This window comes from Massilia sp. PWRC2 (genome assembly GCF_049896725.1).
Lineage (GTDB): Bacteria > Pseudomonadota > Gammaproteobacteria > Burkholderiales > Burkholderiaceae_D > JAFCUW01.
On record NZ_JAFCUW010000012.1, the window covers coordinates 87,486 to 106,366 of the forward strand.

Annotated in this window: 13 protein-coding genes; 2 read left to right on the forward strand and 11 right to left on the reverse strand. The window is 65.6% G+C overall.

Annotated features, from left to right (window positions below):
- The first annotated feature begins 17 nt into the window (after positions 1-17).
- Complete coding sequence (locus ACP7BZ_RS20555; protein ID WP_426116629.1) at positions 18-944, forward strand: LysR family transcriptional regulator; 927 nt, start codon at positions 18-20, stop codon at positions 942-944.
- Here ACP7BZ_RS20555 and ACP7BZ_RS20560 read toward each other — a convergent pair.
- Both ACP7BZ_RS20560 and ACP7BZ_RS20565 read right to left on the reverse strand, forming a co-directional pair.
- Positions 931-2,412 carry an APC family permease gene (locus ACP7BZ_RS20560; RefSeq protein WP_426116631.1) on the reverse strand — a complete coding sequence of 494 codons (1,482 nt, stop codon included), beginning with the start codon at positions 2,410-2,412 and terminating at the stop codon, positions 931-933. The two genes, ACP7BZ_RS20555 and ACP7BZ_RS20560, sit on opposite strands and share 14 nt — an antisense overlap.
- A gap of 136 nt (positions 2,413-2,548) precedes the next feature.
- Complete coding sequence (locus ACP7BZ_RS20565; protein ID WP_426116633.1) at positions 2,549-3,406, reverse strand: head GIN domain-containing protein; 858 nt, start codon at positions 3,404-3,406, stop codon at positions 2,549-2,551.
- Between the two features lie 294 nt (positions 3,407-3,700).
- Here ACP7BZ_RS20565 and ACP7BZ_RS20570 point away from each other — a divergent pair, with 294 nt between their 5' ends.
- Entirely contained in the window at positions 3,701-4,321 is a 621-nt protein-coding gene (locus ACP7BZ_RS20570; RefSeq protein ID WP_426116635.1) for a PEP-CTERM sorting domain-containing protein, read from the forward strand.
- A gap of 127 nt (positions 4,322-4,448) precedes the next feature.
- Here the strand turns inward: ACP7BZ_RS20570 and ACP7BZ_RS20575 are convergent, their stop codons facing one another.
- The 9 genes from ACP7BZ_RS20575 to ACP7BZ_RS20615 form a co-directional block, all read right to left on the reverse strand.
- Complete coding sequence (locus tag ACP7BZ_RS20575) at positions 4,449-5,561, reverse strand: NADH:flavin oxidoreductase/NADH oxidase (RefSeq protein WP_426116637.1); 1,113 nt, start codon at positions 5,559-5,561, stop codon at positions 4,449-4,451.
- 108 nt (positions 5,562-5,669) lie between these two features.
- Positions 5,670-6,653, reverse strand: a complete 984-nt coding sequence (locus ACP7BZ_RS20580) for a succinylglutamate desuccinylase (protein WP_426116639.1) — start codon at positions 6,651-6,653, stop codon at positions 5,670-5,672.
- On the reverse strand, positions 6,650-11,365 hold the full coding sequence (locus ACP7BZ_RS20585) for an NAD-glutamate dehydrogenase domain-containing protein (protein ID WP_426116641.1): 4,716 nt from the start codon (positions 11,363-11,365) through the stop codon (positions 6,650-6,652). The genes ACP7BZ_RS20580 and ACP7BZ_RS20585 overlap by 4 nt, the downstream gene beginning before the upstream one ends.
- A gap of 161 nt (positions 11,366-11,526) precedes the next feature.
- Positions 11,527-12,870, reverse strand: coding sequence for an N-succinylarginine dihydrolase (gene astB, locus ACP7BZ_RS20590; protein WP_426116643.1), 1,344 nt, complete (start codon positions 12,868-12,870; stop codon positions 11,527-11,529).
- A 9-nt stretch (positions 12,871-12,879) separates the two neighbouring features.
- Entirely contained in the window at positions 12,880-14,412 is a 1,533-nt protein-coding gene (gene astD / locus ACP7BZ_RS20595) for a succinylglutamate-semialdehyde dehydrogenase (protein ID WP_426116645.1), read from the reverse strand.
- A complete protein-coding gene (gene astA, locus ACP7BZ_RS20600; RefSeq protein WP_426116647.1) occupies positions 14,384-15,448 on the reverse strand; it encodes an arginine N-succinyltransferase in 1,065 nt (354 codons plus the stop codon). Before astA ends, astD begins: the two co-directional genes overlap by 29 nt.
- A gap of 16 nt (positions 15,449-15,464) precedes the next feature.
- On the reverse strand, positions 15,465-16,496 hold the full coding sequence (locus ACP7BZ_RS20605; RefSeq protein ID WP_426116649.1) for an arginine N-succinyltransferase: 1,032 nt from the start codon (positions 16,494-16,496) through the stop codon (positions 15,465-15,467).
- Positions 16,497-16,524: 28 nt separating this feature from the next.
- Positions 16,525-17,799: an acetylornithine/succinylornithine family transaminase gene (astC, locus tag ACP7BZ_RS20610; protein ID WP_426116651.1), complete on the reverse strand. Its 1,275-nt coding sequence runs from the start codon at positions 17,797-17,799 to the stop codon at positions 16,525-16,527.
- A gap of 142 nt (positions 17,800-17,941) precedes the next feature.
- Complete coding sequence (locus ACP7BZ_RS20615) at positions 17,942-18,877, reverse strand: GlxA family transcriptional regulator (protein ID WP_426116707.1); 936 nt, start codon at positions 18,875-18,877, stop codon at positions 17,942-17,944.
- Positions 18,878-18,881 lie beyond the last annotated feature (4 nt).

An 18,881-nucleotide genomic window follows, 5' to 3' on the forward strand; every position in this document is an offset into this window, starting at 1 on the left:
TCCCATGAAAGCGGCTCATGCTCACCTCCATTCTTGAATTGCGTCACCTGCGCACCCTGCTCGCCCTGTCGGAAAGCGGCTCCGTCTCGCGCGCCGCCCAGCTCCTCAACGTGACGCAATCGGCGCTGTCGCACCAGGTCAAGACGGTCGAGACGTATTACGACGCCGTGCTATTCGAAAGAAAATCGACGCCGCTGGTCTTCACCCCGGCCGGGCGCTGCCTGCTGGAACTGGCCAGCGCAGTCATTCCCATGGCCGAGCGCGCCGAACGCGAGCTGCGCCGCATGGCCGGCAGCGGCACCGGCAAGCTGCGCATCGCCGTCGAATGCCACACCTGTTTTGACTGGCTGATGCCGTCGATGGACGGTTTACGGGCGCGCTGGCCGCAGATCGAGCAAGACATCGTGTCCGGCTTTCATGCCGATCCGATCGGCCTGCTGCACCAGGGCAAAGCTGAACTGGCCATCGTCTCCGAGCTCGACGAAGATGAAACGACGATGGTGTTTCACCCGCTGTTCGAATTCGAGATGGTGGCACTGCTGCCGCTCGGCCACCCCTACCTCGACAAGCCTTACCTGGTGGCGCACGATTTTGCCAGTCAACCCCTGATCACCTACCCGGTGCCGGATGACATGCTCGATCTGGTGCGCCAGGTATTAAAACCGGCGCTGGTAGAGCCGGCGCGCCGCACCACCGAACTGACGGTGGGCATGCTGCAACTGGTGGCGAGCGGGCGCGGCTTTGCCGCCCTGCCCTTGTGGGCCGTCAACAATTATTTGGAAAGAAAATACATCGCGCGCCAGCAGATCGGCCCGCAGGGCTTGACGGGCCGGCTGTACGCGGTGACGCCGAAGGCGCTGGCCGCCAGCGCCTACCTCAGCGATTTCGTCCAGGTCATGCGCGAGACCTCGCTGCGCACCCTGCCCGGCATCAAGCTGCTGTGACGGGCAAGACGTTCAGGCGCGAATTGCGCACGCCGTAGAGCAGGTACGTCAGCACGGCCACGCTCATCCACACGGCAAAGGTCACATAGGTGATCATCGACAAGCCCCACACCAGGTAGAGGCAGGCAGCAATCGACAGCGCCGGCACCAGGTAGGGGCCGAACGGTACCCGAAACCCCTTGGTGGCGCTGGCGCCTTCCTTGGCGCGCAGCACCGGCACGGCGATCGAGACGACGATGAAGGCGGTCAGGGTGCCGATCGACACCATGTCCCACAGATAGGTCGAATCGACCAGGCCGGCGACGACGGCGACGATCAGGCACACCAGCACGGTATTGCCGACCGGCGCCAGGGTGCGCGGGTTGACCTTCTGGAACAGCTGGGGAATCAGGCCGTCGCGGCTGATGGCGTAGAGGATGCGCGTCTGCCCGTAAATGGTGACCAGCGTCACGCTAAACACGGAGATGACGGCGCCGCCCGAGAGCACGATGGCGGGCCAGGCCTTGCCGGTGACGTTTTGCAAAATCACTGCCAGGCCCGCTTCCTGGCCCTCGAACATGCGGGCCGGCTGCGCGCCCATGGCAGCGACTGCCACCAGCATATAAAACACGGTGACGATGCCGAGCGCGGCAAGAATGGCGACCGGCACGTTGCGGGTGGGATCGCGCACTTCTTCGCCGGCGGTGGCGACGGTGTCGAGTCCAATAAACGAGAAGAACACGGTGGCCGCCGCCGCCGTTACCCCGGCCATGCCGCCGGGCGACTTGGCCGACGCTTCAAAGAAAAACGGCTGGAAGTTGTCGATATTAAAACCGGAAAAAGCGATGACGACAAAAAACAGCAAAATCGCCAGCTTGATCAGCACCATCACGGCATTCGCGGTGGCCGATTCACGGGTGCCGCGCAGCAGCAGCACGCCGCACAGGATCACCAGCAGGATGGGCGGCAAATTGAAGTGGCCGGCGTGCACTTCGAGCCCATTGGCACCGGCGACGAACATGGGCGAGCGCAGCGCTTCGGGGATTTGCCAGTGGAAGGCATTGCTCAAAAAATTGTTCAGGTAGCCGGACCAGCCGATGGCAGTGGCGCTCGCTGCCAGACCGTATTCGAGCAGCAGGCAAAAGGCCATGATGAAGGCGGCAAATTCGCCCACGGTGGCATAGGCAAACGAATACGACGAGCCGGCTGCGGGGATGCGAAACGACAGTTCGGCGTAACACAGGGCGGTCAGGCCGGCAGTCAGCGCCGCCAGCAAAAACGACAGCACCACCGATGGCCCCGCTTTCGGCACCGCTTCGACCATGGTGAAAAAGATACCGGTGCCGATGGTGGCGCCGACCCCGATCATGGTCAGCGGAAACAGGCCGATGCTGCGCCCGAGCCGGTTGGTGCTGCCTTCGCCATGCTCGGCAGCGGGCGCCGCGGTCGGTTTGGTACGGATCAGTTTCTGGCCCAGAGTCAGCTTCACGAATAGTCCTTTGGTCACGCGATTTTCAAATGGCGGCGGGGCGGTGCAACGCTGCCAAAAACCTAGCGATTATAGGACAGTATCGTTTACGGATTGCAGCTGTTTTTGTTCAGAAAACAACTGTAAACACGGCAGTTTAATTTAACACGGTGACGTTCTTGCCCGTTACCTGGCGCTGGGCCGGGTTGCCATACACGGTGATATGACCGGAGCCGCTGGTCTGCGCCAGCACGCTGCGCTTGACGGTGGCGCTGATGCTGCCCGAGCCGCTGGTGGTCAGATCGCCCTGCTCGCTGGCGACGCCGGTGAGATCGACGCTGCCCGAACCGCTGCTGCGGGCGGTGACGGCGTTGACGGCGCCGCTGGCCTGCACCGCACCGGAACCGCTGACCGTCACGGTCAGCTCACCACCCTGCACGGGACCGAGGTCGGTGCGGCCGGAACCGGACTGGGACACCCGGGCGCTGCTGCTGCGTAGGCCGCGGGCATTGATTTCACCGGAGCCGCTGTGACGCACATCGAGGCTGGCCACGCGCCCCGTCAGGCTGGTGGTACCGGAGCCGCTCTTGGAAAGATCGAGCGGCTCGCCATTGAGGTCATTGACGCTGACGCGTCCCGAGCCGCCCGCCCGCAGCAGGTTCAGGCTGGGCGTGGTGTAGGTCACGCGCATGCTGTTATTCGAGCGCACCGAGCCCTCGACCCACACGCGCAACTCGCCGCCCGACACTTCGCTGTGGATCAGCGGCAGCAGGTTGCTGTCGGCATCGACCACCAGGCTGGTGGCGGGACCGACGCGCACGTTCACTTCCAGCGGCCCGCTGACATCGAGGCCGCTCACGGTGCCGGCGGCACGGACGTCATGCGCCAGGATGCCGTTGCCGGTCACCCCAGTGCTGCTGAAAACGGTACGCAGCTGGACGTCATCATTGCCAGTGACGATGACGGCGCAACCGGACAGGGCGGCGATGCAGGCGAAGGTGATCAGTGAGCGCATGGGGTTCCTTGTTGTTTTGTACGGGAAACGGCGCGGCGGCGCCAGTGTCGACAACATAACCATTACAGGAAAGACTCGTGCAGACGCTGCGACAGACTGCAGAAATGCAGGGATGAGCCGCGCAGCTTGCAGTCTCCATCGAGCGCACCACCCATGTCGGGAAAATTTACACATTCATCACCAAAATAGTTACACTAAGCAATAACCCGTTGATTCTAAGTGCTTAAATTGGGTTAAAAGATACTGGCATGCTATTTGCACTACACGAAGTCATAAAATAACATCAGGCTTGTCATGAAAAATTCTCTGCGCCATGTCGCCTTTACATCCATCGTCCTCGCCGCTATCGCCGGTGTCGCCGGCGCCGCCTCGGCCACCGTGCTGACGACCAAGCTTAGTGTCGACAACAAATACACTGCCTATCTGTCCACCACCGACAATACCGCCGGCACCTTATTTTCGTCCGGTAACAGCTGGTATACCACCGTCGCCGACAGCGTGACCCTGGGCAGCGCGCTGCAATATTTTCTGCACATCGATGCCGTCGACGAGGGCGGCGTCGCCGGCATGCTCGGCGACTTCTCGCTGACCGGCAGCGGTTACCACTTTGCCAACGGCCTGACCACGCTGTCCACCGGCTCGTCGTTTATTACTGGCAATGCGACTGGCTTTAATGGCAGCTATAGCGCCGTCACCAACTACGGCGCCAACGGCGTTAGCCCGTGGGGTGCCAAGGGTGACTTCAAGGCGGACTCGAAATGGGTATGGTTTGGCAACAACGACAGCAATAACGAGAGTTTTTTCAGTATCAGCATCCTTGCCGATGCGCCGGCCGGCGTACCTGAACCAGCCTCGCTGGGCCTGGTAGCGCTGGCCCTGCTGGCCATGGGCGGCCTGCGCGCGCGCCTGAAGTAAACCGGTGTTGCCTGGCGCCGCGCAGGCGGGCGGCAGGCAGGCAGGTAGGCAGGTAGGCACAAGCGGCCACCATCAAAACGCCGCCGTGCGCCAGGCCCGGGGGCGTTTTGACGGCGGCCGGTGGCGACTAACGCTGGACCAGCTGCGTAGCGCCAAACAAGCCCTTGAACTGCGACGGTTGCGAGCGCCAGTACTGCGGCGGCGCGCTCACCGATGCGCCCAGTTCAGCCGCCGCGTGCCACGGCCAGCGCGGGTCGTACAACATGGCGCGCGCCAGCGCCACCATGTCGGCCTGGCCGGTGGCGACGATCTGCTCGGCCTGCACCGGCTCGGTGATCATGCCGACGCCAATGACCGGCATCGCCGTCTCGCGGCGGATCGATTCGGCAAAGCCGATCTGGTAACCGGGACCGGCAGGGATGCTTTGCCGGGTCGAGACGCCGCCACTGGAGACGTGCATGAACTGGCAGCCCAGCTGTTCCAGCGCCTGCGTGTAGGCCACGCTCTGTTCGACGTCCCAGCCGCCGGCAACCCAGTCATGGGCCGAGATGCGCACACCCACCACCATCGATGGCGGCACCGCCGCGCGCACCGCGGCGAACACCTGCAGGGGAAAGCGCATGCGGTTCGCCAGCGAGCCGCCGTACTGGTCATCGCGGTGATTCGACAGCGGCGACAGAAACTGGTGCAGCAGGTAGCCATGCGCCGAGTGGATTTCGATGGCATCGAAACCGAGTTCGTGGCTGCGCCGCGCGGCATCGACGAAGCCATCGATGACGCGCACCATGCCGGCCTCGTCGAGCGCCAGCGGCACGGTGTCGCCGTCGGCATGCGGCACCGCCGATGGCGCCACCGTTTGCCAGCCACCGTCGCCGGTAGCGATATTCGCGCCGCCTTGCCACGGCACTGCGCTGGACGCCTTGCGGCCCGCGTGACCGAGCTGGATGGCCAGCTTGATGGGAGAATATTTGCGGATGCTGTGCAGTACCGGCGCCAGCGCGGCCGCATGCTGGTCCGACCACAGCCCCAGGTCAGCGGGCGAAATGCGCCCTTCCGGCACCACTGCGGTCGCTTCGATGATCAACAGGGCGGCACCGGATAGCGCCAGGTGGCCCAGGTGGATCATGTGCCAGTCGGTGGCCAGGCCCTGGTCGGCCGAGTACTGGCACATGGGGGCGATGGCGATGCGGTTGGCCAGCGCCAGCGGGCCGAGCGAGATGGGGGAAAACAGGTGGCTCATGGGCTCTCCAGTGGAATCGATGGCCCAGTCTACCCGTGTGCGATCAATTGTGCTGGTTGCGCAGACATGGGACAGGCGCCGAAGGTGCCGGCCCGATGCCGTTCAAGCCTACGCCGTGCGCACCACCATCAGGCCGGCCCGCAAGCCCACCCGCACATCGGGATTGGGAAACACCACGCGTTCGGCCTGCTCGCCCACGCGCCAGCGCACATCACCATCGGTGGCGATCAGGGCGCCCGGCTCGAACGCCGTAAAATTTTGCGTATCGCGCCCGAACGCCATCGTAAACGCCGCGCTGTGCTTGACGATTTCCTGTGCCACCTCGAACACGTGCGGCATCCGCGACGCCGCTGCCGGCAAGCCGCGCAGCAGCGCGTCGAGAGCAGCATCGACGTCGGCGAACTGGGTCAAATCATTCTCGCCCAGCGTACCAACGCGGCCCAGCTCCACCGTGCTGGCGGCAGCGCCATGGTGCTCGGCCGTGTAATAGCTGTAGGTGCCGGCCGACTGTGGATTGAGGATGACGGCGCCGATGCCCGCCTGCCCCAGCCAGTGCACCAGCTGCGTGCGCGGCCCATCGGCAATCAGCGACGCCACCACCGCAAAGGTGGGATACACCGATGGCCGGATCGCCGTATGCAGGTCGAGGTGCCAGCGCTGCGGCCCGGCGTTGGCAAAAAAGGCGCTGGTGGCAGCGATCATCAAGTCAGCGCGCGCCGCTTCCGCCGCCGCTGCCAGGGTGCCGCGCTCGGCGCGGAACATGCGATTGAGGTCGGCGTCGATAAAACGCTGACCACGGGCGATGGCATCGATATTGCCAACGCAAACCATCAAGTCGACCGTCAGACTGGCCGGCGCCAGCCGGTCGAGCAGCTGGGCCAGCATTTCGATGGGCGCGGTCTCGTCGCCATGCACGCCCACCGACAGCAGCACCGCCGCCCGCGCAGTCGCGCCCGGCGCAGTCAGCGTGATCATGCCGGGCGCCGGCTCGGCCACGCCAAAGCCCGCCGCGCCAAAACGCCGCGCCAGCGTACTGAAATCAGCCTGCGCCAGCTGGCGCACGGCCGCCGTCAGGTGCACCGGGGTCGTCATCCGACGGCCGCAGCGTTGGTCGCTTCCGACAGCGACCAGACGTCGAGCATGGCCTGTTCGAGGTCGGCCGGCGCTGCATAGCCGGACAGGCCCATGCTGCCGGTGATGGTGCCGACGGCGTCGAGCGCGTGGCTGCCACCATTCGACTTGGCCAGCACTTGCATCAACAGGCGCTGCTGGGTGCGGCGCAGGGCTTGCATGGCGTAGTTGCGCAGCTGTTCCTGCGATTTGCTGGTGGCGGCCAGTTTGAGACCACGTTCGAGCGTATCGATACCAGCCTTGCCGCGCAGGGCCATGCCCACTTGCAGGAACTGGGCCAGGCTCATGCCGGACGGACGCGGCACCGAGACGGCGGCAAACAGGAACGTTGCCACCGCCTCGATGGCGTCGACCGCCTGCCAGGCCTGGACGAACGGCGCCGGCAGATCGGCGCGCGCAGTGCCCGCCGCGCCGGCAGGAATGAGCTGGCTGGCCATGCTGCCATCGGCGAACAGGCGGGTCAGTTCATCCATGCCAGCGGCCGACTGGTTCGCCGCCACCGACAGCGCGCCTTCCAGCACCGCTTTGAACAGCACGCGGGTGCGCGCATCGACTTCGATCGACACTTCGCGCGGCACGTTCAGGGCGTCGGCATCGAGGGCAGCGAACAGCGGCGCCAGGTGGAGCGCGGCCCAGGCCTGGCCCCACGCCACGACCACGCTGCGGTCGTCGATCGCGTGTTCTTCGGCGAGCGCGCGGATCATCAGCGGACCGCAGCGGTTGACCGCTTCATTGGCCAGCACGGTGGCGAGGATGGCGTTGGCCAGCGGGTGCGCCAGCGCCTTGCGGGTGGCCACCAGCTGCGCCGGGAAATACGGTTTGAGGACCGTTTCGGCCCATGCCATCTCGGTCAATGGCAGCAGCGCCAGCAAGCGTTTAAAACGGTTTTTGACGTTGGCGATCACCACCGCCAGTTCCGGCGCCGTCAGTCCCACGCCGGCGGCCTTGCGGCGCGCCAGTTCGGCGTGCACCGGCAGCTGCTCGAGTTCGCGCGACAGCGCGCCTTCCGCTTCCAGGCTGCTGATCAGGCGCGCATAGGCGTCGACCACGGCCGGATTGGCTTGCGCCTGCACTTCGCGCACCAGCAACTGGGTCTGCAGCTCATTGTCGCGCAAGACCAGGCGTTCGATTTCGCCGGTCATCTCGTTGAGGATGCGGTTGCGGTCCGCTTCCGGCAGTTCGCCCGCATTGACTTCGGTATCGAGCCAGATCTTGACATTGACTTCGTGGTCGGAGCAGTCGACGCCGGCCGAGTTGTCGATGGCGTCGGTGAAGATGCGCCCGCCCGCCAGCGCGAACTCGATGCGGCCCGGTTGCGTTGCGCCCAGGTTGCCGCCTTCAGCGACCACCTTGCAGCGCAGCGCATTGCCGTCGACCCGGATATTGTCGTTGGCACGGTCTTTGACCTGCGCGTGGGTTTCGTTCGACGCCTTGATGTAGGTGCCGATACCGCCGTTGTAAAACAGGTCGACGGGCGCCAGCAAAATGCGGTGCATCAGTTCTTCGGGCGTGAGCACGGTCTCCGCGATGTCGAGGGCGGCGCGGATTTGCGGCGACAGCTCGATCGAGCGGGCGCTGCGCGCATACACGCCGCCGCCGGCCGAAATGAGCGACTTGTCATAGTCTTCCCACGACGAGCGTGGCAGCACGAACATGCGCGCGCGCTCGGCGAAGGAGACGGCAACATCGGGAGTCGGGTCGAGGAAAATATGGCGGTGATCGAACGCTGCCAGCACTTTTAATTGACGCGACAGCAGCACGCCATTGCCGAACACGTCGCCCGACATGTCGCCCACGCCGACCATGCTGATCGGCTGGGTATTCATGTCGTGGCCCATTTCGTAGAAGTGGCGCTTGACCGCTTCAAAGGCGCCCTTGGCGGTGATGCCCATCTTCTTGTGGTCGTAGCCGTTCGAGCCGCCCGAGGCGAAAGCGTCGCCCAGCCAGAAGCCGCGCTGGACAGCGATGCTGTTGGCGATGTCGGAGAAGGTCGCGGTGCCCTTGTCGGCTGCCACCACCAGGTACGGATCGTCCTGGTCGAAGCGCACCGTGTTGGCCGGCGGCACGATGGCGCCACGCACGCGGTTGTCGGTCACTTCCAGCAGCGAGGCGATAAACAGGCGATAGACTGCTTCGCCTTCGGCAGCGATGGTTTCACGGACAGCGTCTTTTGGCATCTGCTTGCAGACAAAGCCGCCTTTCGAGCCAGCTGGCACGATGACGGCGTTTTTCACCATCTGCGCTTTGACCAGGCCCAGCACCTCGGTGCGGTAGTCTTCCATGCGGTCGGACCAGCGCAGGCCACCCCGGGCGACCGGGCCGCCGCGCAGGTGGACGCCTTCGAAACGGCGCGAGAACACATAGATTTCGCGGAACGGCCGTGGTTCCGGCACCAGCGCCAGCGCGCTGGTATCGAACTTGAAGATGATCTTGTCACCCTGGCCGCCGTTCTGGAAGTAATTGGTGCGCACGGTGGCGAGCATCAGGTCGACCAGGGCCGCGAGGATTTCTTCGGTGTCGGCGTGGTTGACGGTGGCCAGCGTGGTCTTGAGGGTGGCCAGCGCACTGCCGGCAGCGTCGCGGGCGGCGCCGTCACGGGCAGGATCGAAACGCTGCAGGAACAGGTCGACCAGCTGTTTGACCAGGGCGGGCTGGTTGCGCAGGATTTCGGCCATGTAGCGGGTGGTGAACTTGCTGCCGGTCTGGCGCCAGTAGCTGATGTAGGCGCGCACCAGCTGCACTTCGCGCATCGACAGGCCACCTTCGACGGTCAGGCCATTTAAGCGGCCGTCTTCGGCATTGTCGTTGAACAGGGCGGCGAACAGTTCTTCGGCCACCGCCGTGATGTTCGGCCGCGCCAGCTTGGCGGCGCTGTCGGCGTCGACCACCAGGCTGGTGACATAGTGGCGCGAGCCGTCGGCCAGGCTGATGCCAAAAGTTTGCTCGCGGTCGATGGCAACGCCGGCGTTTTGCAGCGCCGGCAGGATGCGCGAGAGCGACGGCACCGAGCCGGTCGAGTACAGGCGCACCGAAGCGGCGTCGCCGGCGTCGGCTTCGACGCGCACCGAGACGTGGCCGGGCTGGCCGTTATGGATCAGCGCGCCGAGATCGCGGAAGGCCACCGCCGGCGCCGTGTTGGCGACGTAATTGACCGGCAGCGTGGCCACCAGTTTACGCAGGCTGCTGCGCAGCGGCAGGTCATCGAGACCGTCGGTGAGGGCGGCGAAGGTGTCGTGCCAGCCGTCGAGCACCGACAGCAGCGGACGCTGGATATCGAGTTCCAGGTCGAGCGGATTGCGCGCTGCGGCGGCGATCAGGTAGACGCGCGCCAGCGGGCCATCGGCCACCAGGGTCTGCACGCGTACATCGACGGCGCCGGAGCTGTCTTTCAGGGCACTGGCGAGGGCGGCGGCGACGGCGGCGCTGTAACGCTCGCGCGGCAGGTAGACCAGCACATTGAGGTGGCGCTTGTAGACGTCGCGGCGGGCGAACACGCGCGCGCGCGGCTGCTTGTAGAGCGAGACCACCGAACTGCAGACCTGGGCCAGCCATTCGGGATCGGCTTCGATCGCTTCGGTGCGCGGCAGCGATTCGAGGATTTCGAGGAATTTCTCGGCCCGGAAACCTTCCTGGCGCACGCCGGCCAGGCTCAACACCTTGGCCACGCGGCCGCGCGCATACGGCAGGCGCGCCAGCGGCGTTGCGGTGGCGGCGCGGGTGAACAGGCCGACAAAGCAGTGTTCACCGAGGATGGTACCGTGGGCGTCGGTGTCGCGCACGCCGATAAAATCGAGCGGCTGGTCGCGGTGCAGGGTGCCTTCGACGTCGGCCTTGACGATCGACAGGGTGTCGGCGCGGCCGGACAGGGTCACCAGGTCGCCGGGGATATTTGCCAGACAGGTGCCGTAGACCGGGTGCGCCGTATCTTGCAGCACGCCGATGCGGCTGGGGATATCGCGTTCGAGTTCGCGCACACCCGGCTTGACGACATAATAGGCATAGCCGAATGGCTCATAGCCTTCGTTCTTGGCCCACTGCAGAAACGCTGCCACTTCCTGACCATCGGCGCCGTGCGCCGCCGCTTGCGCTGCCACCGCGGTCAAGCGGTCGCCCATGGCCACCGCGTCGCGGCGCACCACGGCGGCGTCGCGCGCCACCATGTCGATGCGGGCAACCAGCGCGGCCAGCGCGGCGCCATCGAGCTCCTCGGCCAGCAGGCACAGGACGTATGATTCGAGTGGCGCGCCGGGCGTGCCCACTGCAGTGACCACACCGGCGCCATCACGCTGCACCGGCAGCACGGCATTCATGACGCCGGCGACGACGGCGCGCTGGCGGCGCAGCGCCATGACGATGGAGTCGACCAGGTAGGGCATATCGTCATTGAGCACCAGCAGGGCGGTGGCCATGCCGCCACGACCGTCGGCGTAACGCAGCTGCTCAACTTCGCAGCCGGGCGCTTCGCGGCGGGCGGCCTGCGTAAAGCCATCCCACAACACCGGCGCCAGGCTGGCCGGTGCGGTGCCGGCCAGGTCTTCTTCATCGAGCGAGGAAAGCCAGGCGCTGATCAGGGCCGCGACCTGGCTGCCGGCGGTGGCGCTCTGGGTGGCAGGCTGGGTGGCGCTAACGATGGCGAGTGTCTGCGTGCGCAGGTCGTGGGGCGTTTGTGTCATGGTGCTTCTCCAATACGAGGGTCAGTGCGTCGCGGCCGTGGCGGCTCGTGGCGTGGCGGTCGCGCTCTTTCAGGGGGACCGGGTTGTCCGGTCGTCAGTACAACATCGTCAGGTGCCGCCATTAGAACAGGGAATGGCAGGCGAATCAAACAGCGGCAGAGCTAATCCCGGTCGTACAGACCGGGCAAGCCGAGGATGGGTGCCAGCGCCTCGAGGGCGCTGGCACACTCGCGCGCCAGCTGCGGGTCGGCCAGGTCGGCCGGTTCCAGGCGGTCGCGATAATACGTCTCGACCCAGGCCACCAGGCGCGCATATAAATCTTCCGTCATGACCACGCCCTGGTGCATGGCGCGCGCCTCGCCATCGGTGAGGGCCACGCGCAAGCGCAGGCAGGCGGGGCCACCGCCGTTGCGCATCGATTGGCGCAGGTCGAAGTCGATCAGTTCATCGATGACGCTGCCGTCGCCGACCAGGCCATCGAGGTAGCGGGCGACGGCGGCGTTTTCGCGGCATTCGTGGGGAATCACCAGCGCCATCGCGCCCGTTGATTTGGTCAGTAGCTGGCTGTTAAACAGGTAGCTGGCCACCGCATCCTGCACCGGTACCACGTTGCTGTCGACGCGCACGGGCCGCAGCTGCGCCTCGACCGTGGCGAGCGACTGGCGCAGCGCTGCCAGGGTGCCCGCTTCATCGGCAAACGCCTGCTGGTGATAGAACAGCACATCGCCATTGGCGACGGCGATGACGTCGTTGTGAAACACGCCCTGGTCGATGACGTCCGGGTTTTGCGCGGCGAACACGGTGCGGCGGGGATCGAGGCCGTGCAGGCGCGCGACGGCCTGCGATGCTTCCAGCGTCTGGCGCGCCGGATAGCGTTTGGGGGCCGCTGCGGCGGCATCGAATTCGACGCGGCCGTAGACAAACAGCTCGACGCCAGCGGCACCGTGGCTGCTGCCCAGGCGGCTGTGGTTGGCGGCACCTTCGTCGCCGAACGCCGGCGTCGATGGCAGCGCGTCGTGCACCGTGAAGTGGGCGGCATCGTGAAAAATCGCCCGCAGACTGCGCGCCGACTGGCGCTGTTCGTGGGCGCGGTGCAGCTTGTTATTCAGGTTGGCGGCGGTGAAATGGACGCGGCCATCGCCGCTGTCGGCCGACGGACTGACGGTGGCCGCGTTGGCAGTCCACATGGGAGAAGCCGAATAAGCGCAGGCCAGCAGCACTGGCGAGGCTGCAAATGCCTTGGCCAGCACGTCGGCATCGCTGCCGCTAAATCCGACGCTGCGCAGCATGCGCCAATCGGGCCGCATCTGCGGCGGCAGCAGCGCCTGGGCAAAGCCGCGCGCGGCCAGCGCGCGCATCTTGGCCAGCCCCTGCAGGGCGGCCTGGCGGGGATTCGATGCGCTCTTGACGTTGCTGAACGAGGCGACATTACCGAACGACAGGCCGGCGTAGTTGTGCGAGGGCCCGACCAGGCCATCGAAATTAAATTCGCGTGCAGTGCTCATCAACCATCCTTACAGGTGCAGGCCGGGCGACAGCCTGGCCGGCAGTTCGAGGTCGCTCGTTTCGATCGATGCCACCGGGTAGGCGCAGTAATCGGCGGCGTAATAGGCGCTGGGACGGTGGTTGCCGGACTTGCCGACACCGCCAAACGGCGCCGAACTGGCCGCCCCCGTGGTCGGCCGGTTCCAGTTGATGATGCCGGCGCGCGCGTGGGTGGCAAAGCGCTGCCACAGCGTTTCGTCGGTCGACAACAGGGCCGCCGCCAGGCCGAATTCGGTGGCGTTGGCAGCGGCGATGGCAGCGTCGAAATCGGCCACGCGGATCACTTGCAGCAGCGGGCCGAACCACTCTTCATCGGCGATGCCGACGGCATCGGTGACGTCGACGATGCCGGCGCTGACAAAGCCGGTGGCCGCATCGAGATGGCGCATCTGCAGCAGCGGCAAGCCGCCCTTGGCGACCATCTCGGCCTGCGCCTGCACCAGCATGGCGGCGACGCTGCTCGAGACCACCGGTCCCATGAACGGTTGCGGCTCGGCGTTCGAGGCGCCCACCGTCAGGGTCGAGGCCACCTGCACCAGGCGGGCGATGAAGGCGTCGCCGGCCGGGCTGTCGGCGACGATCAGGCGGCGCGCGCAGGTACAGCGCTGGCCGGCCGAGATGAAGGCCGACATGATGGCGTGGTGCACCGCCGCTTCCATCGCCTTCGGGTTGTCACCCAGCTTCCACACCACCAGCGGGTTGTTACCGCCCATTTCCAGCGCCAGCATCTTGCCGGGCTGGCCGCCGAACTGCTTGTGCAGGGCGACGCCGGTCTGGCAGCTGCCGGTAAACAGCACGCCATCGAGACCGCTTTGCTGGCCGAGGGCGACACCAGTCTCGCGCGCGCCGTTGACCAGGTTAATCACGCCAGCGGGCACACCGGCGCGCTGCCACAGCTGCACGGTGAGGATGGCGGTGCGCGGCGCGTATTCGCTCGGTTTGAAGACGATGGTGTTACCGGCGATCAGGGCGGGGACGATGTGACCGTTGGGCAGGTGGCCGGGGAAATTGTAGGGACCGAACACGCCGAACACACCGTGCGGGCGGTGCCGCAGCACCGCGGTGCCATCGGCCACCTTGGCCGCGGTGGCGCCGGTGCGGGCGCCGTAGGCCTGGATCGAAATATCGACCTTGTTGGCCATGGTGGTTACCTCAGTGGCTGCTTCCCACAGCGGTTTGCCGACTTCTTCGGCGATGGTGGCAGCGAGCACGCCGGCGTTGTCCTTGAGCAGATCGCGAAAGCGCGCGCAGATGGCGATGCGGGCGTCGAGCGCGCTGTCGGCCCAGGCCGGAAAGGCGGCGCGGGCCGCCTGCACGGCGCGCGCGACGTCGTCGGCGCTGGCGGCGTGGCTCGACCAGCTGGGCGCACCGGTCGACGGGTCGACCGTGACCAGTGCGGCGCCAGTGCCGGCCTGCCACAGGCCATCGATGTAGTTGCTGGGGGCGTGCGCGGCGACTTTGTCGAGCGGCGCACTAATCGGTGGTACGGCGGTCTGGGACATGGGGATTCTTCCTTGCGTTAAGTGGCAGCGTGCGCAGCTGGTCGCCCGCCGTGACGCCCAGCAGGGCCAGTTCGGCGCTGGAGAGGTCAATCGCTCCGGCGACCGGCGCGCTGGCGCTGACGATCATCCGAAAATGTTTCATGCTGGTGTTCGATACCAGCGTGGGCAGCTCGATGGCGGCAGTGGCCGCCGCTGGCGCCAGGCGCGCGCTGCTCAATTCACTCTGGCGCATGGCCCGCAGTTCCGACACGCGCGCCTGCAGCACCGGGCCGGCATCAAAAATATCGACATAGCCCTCGAAGTGCATGCCTTCCTGCTCGAGCATCTTGCGCGCCGGCTGGGTATTGCGGTGCACCTTGCCGATCACTTCCTGCGCCGCGTCGGGCAGGTAGTCGACATACAGGGGCTGGCGCGGCATCAGTTCGGCGATGAACGATTTTTTGCCGAGCGCGGTCAGTTCGTCGACGTGGTCGAAATCCATCTTGAAAAAATGCCGGCCCAGACCCTCGTAAAACGGCGAGCTGCCATCGTCGGCCTGGTAGCCGCGCATTTCGGCGATCAGCTTTTCGGTGAACACGTGGGGGAACTGGGCGATGAACAGTAAGCGGCTTTTTGACAGCCATTTGCCATTGTGGCCGTAGCGGTAATCAGGGTGCAAAAACAGCGAGCACAGTTCGGTCGAACCGGTCAAATCGTTCGACAGGTACAGCGTTTCCATGCGCGTAAAAATATCGAGCTCGCGGCTCGAGTGCACCAGGGTGCCGATGCGGTAGTTATAAAACGGCTCGGTCAGGCCGACCGCGCTCTTGATGGCGCAAATGCCGGCCATGCGGCCGGTGGCCGTGTCTTCCATGACGAACATGTAATCGCGCTTGTCCGGCGCAATCGTTTCAGCGAACGAGGCGACCGCCACTTCGACGCGGTCGCCCAGCATCTGGCGGTCGGGTTTGAGGGTGGTCATACCGCTGCCGACCTGGCTGGCCATGTCGAGCAGGGCCTCGAGGTCGTTGGGTTCAATGGCGCGTACGACGAGCATGGCGATTCCTATGACTCTAAATGCGAACGCAGATGACGCTGTCGCCGGCGGCGACCTGCAGGGCGTCGCGGGCGGTCGCCGGCAGGCTGACGGTGTCGCTGTTTTCCAGCGGCGCGCAGTCGAGCGTGATGGCGCGAAAATGCTGTTCGTTGCGGGCGGCGATGGCGTAACGCAGGTGGTCGGCGCTGCCGCGTCCCGGCTTGGCGTCGGCGACCCGCCGCACCACCGTGCTAGCGAAGGTGCGCAGGGCGTTTTTGTGGGCTTGCAGGATCGGCCCGCCGTCGAAGATGTCGACGTAGTCGTCCGCTTCAAAGCCTTCTTCGGTGAGCAGCTTGAAGGCGAGTTCACCGTCCGGGTGGATCTGCCCCATCACCGCCTGGGCGTCGCCCGGCAGCAGCGGCACATACACGGGATAATGCGGCATCAGTTCAACGATCAGGGTGCGGTTGCGGGCGCCGCCGATGATCCGTTCAGCCTCCAGAAAATCCATCTTGAAAAATTTGCGGCCCAGCGCATCCCAGAACGGCGAATGGCCAGCGTCGTCGGTCATGCCGGCCAGCGGCACGAAAAAGCGCTCGCTGAAGCGCTGCGGCGCCAGCACCGCAAACAGCAGGCGCGCGCGCGACAGCAAAGCGGCTTCGACGGCGGCGCCGTGGCGCTCGCGCATGTGAAAGCCGGACAGCTGCGAGTAGCCGGTCAGCTCCGAACACAGGGTCAAGGCATGCACGCTGTGGCTGATATTGAGGTCGCGCGAGACTTGCTGGATGACGTCGTTACGAAATGAAAAATAGGTGCCGTTCGAGCCCGCCGACGCGTGGATGGCGGCGCTGCCGACGATGGCGCCAGTGGCCTGGTTCTCCAGCACGAACAGGTAGGATTCTTCGCTGGGAATGTCGACCTGGGCGGCGAACGAGGCGATCGAACGGGCCACCGAGGCCGCGATTTTTTCGCGCGTGCGGGGCACCGTGTGCACCCCCGGCGTCGTCACCGCGGCCAGTGCTTCGAGGGCGGCGACGTCGCTTGACTGGGCGGGGCGGACTACATGCATGGGCGTACCCCCGGGGCCGGCATCAGGCTCAGGCAACCGCTGGCGCTGCGGCTGCTGCGTGGTCGGCGGCGATGACCTGCTCGGCGGCGGCGCGCATGATGCGGTCGGCTTCATCGAGCTGGGCATCGGTGACGATCAGCGCCGGAGCCAGGCGGATGACGTCGGGACCGGCGATCAGCAGCATCAACCCCAGACCTTCGGCAGCCTTGGTGAAATCCTTGGCGCGACCTTTGAAGGCGGCAGCCACCGGCAGGCCGATCAGCAGACCCATGCCGCGCACCTTGCCGAACAGCTGCGGGTAATCGTCACCGAGTTTGCCCAGATGGCCCATCAGGCGGCTGGTGGCCTGTTTGACGCGCTCGAGAAAAGCGGGGGTGTTGATCGTTTCGATCACGCTCAGGGCGACCGTGGCCGCCAGCGGATTGCCGCCGTAGGTGGTGCCATGCGAGCCGACGCCAAAATGGGCGGCGATGGCATCGGTGGTGAGCATGGCGCCGATCGGGTAACCGTTGCCGAGCGCCTTGGCGGTGGTCAGGATATCTGGCGTGACACCCAGCTGCATGTAAGCGTACAGGGTGCCGCTGCGGCCCACGCCCGACTGCACTTCGTCGAACACCAGCAGCGCGCCCGTTTCATCGCAACGTTTGCGCAAGGCTTGCAGATAGTCGGCGCGACCGGGGATGACCCCACCTTCGCCCTGGATCGGCTCGACGATGACGGCGGCGACATCGTCGGTGATGGCGGCGATGGCAGCGTCGATGTCGTTGTAGGGAATATGGTTGATTTCCTGCGGCAGCGGCTCGAAGCCTTCGGTGTACTTTGGCTGACCGCCGACCGACACCGTGAACAGGGTGCGGCCGTGGAACGACGACAGGCAGGAAATGATGCGCGATTTATGCGGACCAAACTTGGTATGGGCGTATTTGCGCGCCAATTTGAGGGCCGCTTCATTCGCTTCAGCGCCGGAATTACAAAAGAAGGCACGGTCAGCGAAGGTCGCTTCGGTCAGCGCCGTGGCCAGGCGCAGCACGGGCTCGTTGGTGTAGCCATTGCCCAGGTGCCAGAGGGTGTTGATCTGGCGCGTGAGCGCGTCGACCAGCAGCGGATGGGCGTGACCGAGGCTGGTGACGGCGATGCCGGCGGTGAAATCGAGGTAATGCTTGCCCGCCTGATCCCACAGGTCGAGACCGGCTGCTCGCACCGGCACCATCGCCGCTGGCGCGTAGGTCGGTACCAGCACCTCGTCAAACGTGGCCCGGGTGACGGGCCGCGTGGTGACAGCCGAATCAAGCTTTGCGTTCATGGCAATTCCTCTTTCAATTTCGTGGACAAATGGGCGACACCCGGACTCGGACAGCCAGGCATGGTGACCATTATAGGAAACGCCCGGCCCGCCTGCTTTTCTCCAGGCGACAGTGATTTTCGTTTTTTACGACGCGACGTGATCAGTTCGACAATTTTCGCTGGCGTTCTTCGCGCGGGGTATTGCCGAACAGGGCGCCAAAGGCGGTGGAAAAATGCGAGCCGGAGCTAAAGCCGCACATCAAGCCCACTTGCACGATCGAATAATTGGTGTCGAGCAGCAGTTGGCGTGCCCGTTGCAGGCGCATTTCCAGGTAGTAGCGCGAAGGCAGGCTGCCCAGATATTGCTTGAACAGGCGCTCGAGCTGGCGTCGCGACAAGCCCACCAGGCTGGCGATATCGTCGGTCGACAGCGGCTCTTCGATATTCGCTTCCATCAGGGTGACCGCTTCGCTCAGCTTCGGTTGCAGGGCGCCGAAGCGCGCCTGCAGCGCCACCCGCTGGCGTTCCTGGCTGCCGCGCACGCGGTCGATGCACAGCACTTCCTTGATGGGCGCCTGCACGGCAGCACCAAATATGGCCTCGATGACGGTCAGCGCAAAATCGATACTGGCAGCACCACCGCAGCAGGTGAGGATGGTGCCGTCGATGTCGTACAGGTGCGGCGTCATGATGGCTTGATCGGCGGCAGCTGGCACGCCGGCGTACAGCGCCCATGGCAGGGCGGCGCGCACGCCATTCAAGGCACCCGCCTCGGCCAGCCACAGCACCCCGGCCCCCACCCCGCCCCACACGGGCGCGGCGCGCAGGCGCCCGATCAGGCGCCGCAGATTGGCGGGTTTGCGGGCCGCCTCGCTGTCGTCGGCCACCAGCAGCACCAGTTGCCAGTGCTGCAGGGCGGCTTCGGCAAACTTGTCGGGACTGAGGACGTCGACGTGCAGGCGCTGCGGGCCGAGCAGCTTGGCGGCCAGGCGCAGCGGCTGGTACAGGCCGGACCAGCTCAGGCTGTCAGGCTCGCCCGCATTGAGCAACACGATGCGCAGCGGCGCCTCGTGCGCGAGGGCAGCCAGTGCCGCCATGGCG

Coding starts and splice junctions, on each gene's coding strand:
- ACP7BZ_RS20555 (WP_426116629.1), top strand. CDS start 18: ATGCTCACCTCCATTCTTGAATTGCGTCACCTGCGCACCCTGCTCGCC.
- ACP7BZ_RS20565 (WP_426116633.1), bottom strand. CDS start 3,406: ATGCGCTCACTGATCACCTTCGCCTGCATCGCCGCCCTGTCCGGTTGC.
- ACP7BZ_RS20570 (WP_426116635.1), top strand. CDS start 3,701: ATGAAAAATTCTCTGCGCCATGTCGCCTTTACATCCATCGTCCTCGCC.
- ACP7BZ_RS20575 (WP_426116637.1), bottom strand. CDS start 5,561: ATGAGCCACCTGTTTTCCCCCATCTCGCTCGGCCCGCTGGCGCTGGCC.
- ACP7BZ_RS20580 (WP_426116639.1), bottom strand. CDS start 6,653: ATGACGACCCCGGTGCACCTGACGGCGGCCGTGCGCCAGCTGGCGCAG.
- ACP7BZ_RS20585 (WP_426116641.1), bottom strand. CDS start 11,365: ATGACACAAACGCCCCACGACCTGCGCACGCAGACACTCGCCATCGTT.
- astB (WP_426116643.1), bottom strand. CDS start 12,870: ATGAGCACTGCACGCGAATTTAATTTCGATGGCCTGGTCGGGCCCTCG.
- astD (WP_426116645.1), bottom strand. CDS start 14,412: ATGTCCCAGACCGCCGTACCACCGATTAGTGCGCCGCTCGACAAAGTC.
- astA (WP_426116647.1), bottom strand. CDS start 15,448: ATGCTCGTCGTACGCGCCATTGAACCCAACGACCTCGAGGCCCTGCTC.
- ACP7BZ_RS20605 (WP_426116649.1), bottom strand. CDS start 16,496: ATGCATGTAGTCCGCCCCGCCCAGTCAAGCGACGTCGCCGCCCTCGAA.
- astC (WP_426116651.1), bottom strand. CDS start 17,799: ATGAACGCAAAGCTTGATTCGGCTGTCACCACGCGGCCCGTCACCCGG.
- ACP7BZ_RS20615 (WP_426116707.1), bottom strand. CDS start 18,877: ATGGCGGCACTGGCTGCCCTCGCGCACGAGGCGCCGCTGCGCATCGTG.